Origin of the sequence: Bradyrhizobium jicamae (assembly GCF_001440395.1) — a bacterium.
In the GTDB taxonomy this organism is placed as follows: Bacteria; Pseudomonadota; Alphaproteobacteria; order Rhizobiales; family Xanthobacteraceae; genus Bradyrhizobium; species Bradyrhizobium jicamae.
On the sequence record NZ_LLXZ01000072.1, the window covers coordinates 1 to 3,761 of the forward strand.

Genomic DNA, 3,761 nt, shown 5'->3' on the forward strand with positions numbered 1-3,761 from the left:
ACGGCGCCCATGTCTTGGCACTCTCGTGCCCGTGGAGGAGCCGTCCACAGCATCAACAGCGGAAGTCGCGTTGTCATTCGATCGCTTCGTCAGCTTGCACTAGGATAGGCGGTGGGATCGTCAGGCCGAGCGCTTTCGCGGTCTCGAGGTTGCGGTCTCGAGGTTGATGACCAGCTCGCACTTCGTCGACTAGATGACAGGCAAGTCGGCGGGCTTGGTGCCTTTGAGTATCTGGCCGGTGTAGATGCCCATTTGGTGAAAAGAACCGTTGATGTTGGTTCCGTAGCTCATCTGATTGCAATGTTGATTAGGCATGAAACAAAAGCCGGTCCCCTCTCCAGAACCGGCTCTCTTTATAAGATCAGACTACATAAGATCAGACTACCAGGTTGCCCTGTCTGGGTCCATTAGTTTCACACCCTGATTGGGGATGGGATAATGATTTGGAGTCCGCACCATGTACTTCGGGCCTTGGCCTGTTTTCATATGCGCTTGCGCTTGCATAACATGATGCCCATGATGCCTTGATGGTTTTGGTCCAGCAAAAGCTGGAATCGTAATCAATAGAGTGGCGATAACTATCACAATCTTTTTCATGGTGAATATCCTTTTAGGTACATCCACCCGCACCGCGATAAGTAACACTAGCAGGCGGACGCTATAGTTTCTTGGACTTCCGCGCACCGCGTCGCGGAAAGCCTGTGCGCGATCCCCCAAGCCGCCGGCGGAAACCATCCATCGCCAGTCGTAGATTGAAGGTATCGCACTACGTACAGCGAGCGCCGCGAGACGATCTGCGCGATGAGAGAACATGGGGTCGGAACCGCTTCCAACGCTGTACAAAAGTGGCGAAAGCTGCATCGAGGTCGGCGTCGGCGCTCGCGTTCACGATGAGGAGGATGCGTTGCGGAATGTCGGCTTGGGGGTCACTAGCGGAAATCGAGCCTCTTCTCACCCCCGAAAGCAGACGCTTTTGCCACCCGACTGGAAAGTCGGCCTTGGGACATAAGGCGACGTCGTGCGTACGTCACGAACGCTGAGCGCAGCGGGCCCCATTCACGGATGGGGGGCACGTGACTCAGCTATCACCCTCTCGGCGCTCCGCACGCCACGCGGCGAAACGCCGAAGCGGGCTCGGAATAGTCGGTTGAAATGCGAAATATCCGAAAAACCGACCTCTAGCGCGATGTCGGAAATTCGCCGCGCGCTGCCGGGAGCCTCGATCAGCAACGCGAACGCCCGTTGCAGCCGCAACTCATTCACGCGCTCCGTGAACGACGTTCCCGATGACGCCATCAGGTGCTGCAGGTAACGAGGAGAAATGCCCTGACAACGGGCGACTACCTCAAGGCTCAGCTCCGGATCCTGAAAATGCCTCACAATGTGGTCGAGGGCGGCGCTGTGGCGCGCAGCCACAACTGCGCTCGCGCTGGTCTCGCCCAAAGGCGCGCACTCGCTGATTGCCAGCGCCACGAGATCGTGAATGTGAGTCACGACCACATCACGCAGCTTCGGCGCAGCCAGAGCGCCCTCCTTCAATGCCAACTTCAGATAAGTCATGAGAAGTCGGAGCGCTTCGGTTCGGCGAGAAATCGGCCGCATGATGAGGCTGTCAACGTTCGTCACGCGCGGCGTCAGCGCGTCGCGCGGCACGGACAGACCAAATTGCAATCCTTCTGCATAGGTGACAATCGCTGGTTCCGAATGCAGGAGCGCGATTGCATCGCCGGCGCGAAGCTCGATCTCTTCGCCGCGTTGCGATAGCTGACTTCTGCTGGGAGAGCTGACGATGATGCCGATCGAGTCATCACCATCAACAAGGTTCGCTTGTGAACGCTTGAAACGCATAGCTGAACCCTGCCATGCGAGCGTGCGCAAACCCCGAAGTGCTTGCAGCGTTGCTTCGGCTTGAAACGGATCGTCCGATGAAGGCTCGATATCGACGTGGACTATGCATCTCCCAAACTCCTCGCGCCACATCGGGATGCGCATCCGCTCCGGAAGCCCGCGCGTCGAAAATCGAAGCGATGTAAAATCGGCTGCGCCCGCTGGCATGCGGATTCTCCCAGCCTTGATAAACGCTCGGACAACGTACTCCGACACGTTTGTTTGTCAGTCTGTGTAATTTGCAATTCGCGCACCGAGCTTCCATTGCGCGGTGCGCAGAAGTCCAAGAAACAGCAGCGACCGCCTGTTAGTCTCACTCATTGTGATGGAGGCCGAATGTGAACTGGCTCACCTAGCGTAGAAAAAATGGGCTAAGCGTCATTGCGAAGTGATCGCGCCAAAAATCTCCTTTAAGAGGAGGTCGCCATTGTGAAGCGATTTCTAGTTGTTGCCATCACATTCGTTTTGAAAACCCGCTGGTCCAGCGGTGCAAGCGCAGGGTCCAGCTTTACTCGTTGATCGCGGTTGATCGAAATCAACGGTCCGCGGGGCGATCGGCTTGCACCACCTCGATGTCTGATCCTCTGATACGTCTTTCCGCGCGTTGGGTACGAGATCAATCGTCCGCAACAAATTTCGGCACACTCTTCATTTTTTGCTGCGGGCGAGATGGCTGAAAACGATCAAGTAGGAAGTGGTGATCAAGCGAGGGTTCGATCATGTCCGCTATACTCGACCTGCTTTACCGCGAATATTGTCGTGCCCGCCTCGCCGAAATGCGGCAGCAACTTCTGCTCTCGGTTGCCAGCGAGGAAATCCCGGCAGCAAATTCGGATGCCAACGATCCTGCCGGCCCTGATGATCGGGGTTGCAGGTTGGGGGACGACACCGCGACGAAGAAGCCCCAAACATCAGGTAACCGGTCGGCGAGCCCGCTCGGAACCCCCACACCTCTGGAGCAATCACGGGCAACTTGAAACACAAAGGCGTTCCTCACGCGTGACTCATCGGCCCGCTTCAGGCCGAGCGTGCGCTCGCACGTTGAGGCAACCATATGCAGGATCGAATCCACACCTCGAAGCTACTCATCGGCGAGCTATCGCCGGAGTGGATTGGCCGCGACCCGCGCATCGATGCCTGCGGTGGTGTCGCGCTATGATGGATTTTGATCATATCCCAACAACATCTGAGTTGTTCGCGTCCCGCTAAGGGGCTGCCGCTACGAACGGACGGACTCTAATCTGATCGCTATGCGAGCGAATGCTCGAGGAAAAAAACGCAGCATTTCCCTTCTTGCGTCCGGTCCTTTCGGATCAGTGTAGGAGCCGGCAGGGCTGCCTCCGGACCATGCGTGTCCAGCTCCGTAGATATTCCAGTGCTCCAACATTCCGCGCCCACTCGGGTCGCTAAGGATCGTGCAGGTGTAAGCATGCCCTCCAGGTACCTGGCCGTGATCAAGAAGCACAGTAATAGCTGAAGCCGCTAGGCACTCGGCGAAATGCCGGCGCTACCAAAAAACGCGGCCGCCCGTCGATGGGATTGTCCGCCAAGGAGAAGAAAGCACGTACAAACGCGCAAGCTACCGAGCGGATGCCATGCGCGCAGGAGATTAGTCGAAGCGCCTGCAAACCGCTATGCAGGTTCGGCAGATTACGCCCGCCACCCCGTGGCGGCCGCCCGTTCGGATGCTACTGCGGTCACTTGCCGCCCGGTTGATGTCGCAGATGGGTCAGACTCGGAAGTCACGGCCTCCCCTACTCCCGGTCCGCTCTGCATTCGAAATCGGACATCGCCAGATCCTGCCGCTACGTCGGCCTCGGGCCATGTGTGGACGGCTCCTGGTTGGCAAGGGTTTTCTTCACGTCTGCGGCGGT

At 57.7% G+C, this 3,761-nt stretch carries 3 protein-coding genes; 1 reads left to right on the forward strand and 2 read right to left on the reverse strand.

The features are described 5' to 3' along the window. Positions 1-381: 381 nt before the first annotated feature. On the reverse strand, positions 382-597 hold the full coding sequence (locus tag CQ12_RS43645) for a hypothetical protein (protein ID WP_157088158.1): 216 nt from the start codon (positions 595-597) through the stop codon (positions 382-384). Between the two features lie 459 nt (positions 598-1,056). Further along, the gene (locus CQ12_RS12005) at positions 1,057-2,055 is read right to left on the reverse strand and encodes an AraC family transcriptional regulator (protein ID WP_057835522.1); all 999 of its coding nucleotides are present in this window, start codon (positions 2,053-2,055) and stop codon (positions 1,057-1,059) included. A gap of 551 nt (positions 2,056-2,606) precedes the next feature. On the opposite strand from CQ12_RS12005, the gene CQ12_RS42125 reads away from it, so the two are divergent. Next, the gene (locus tag CQ12_RS42125) at positions 2,607-2,864 is read left to right on the forward strand and encodes a hypothetical protein (protein ID WP_083519251.1); all 258 of its coding nucleotides are present in this window, start codon (positions 2,607-2,609) and stop codon (positions 2,862-2,864) included. Positions 2,865-3,761 lie beyond the last annotated feature (897 nt).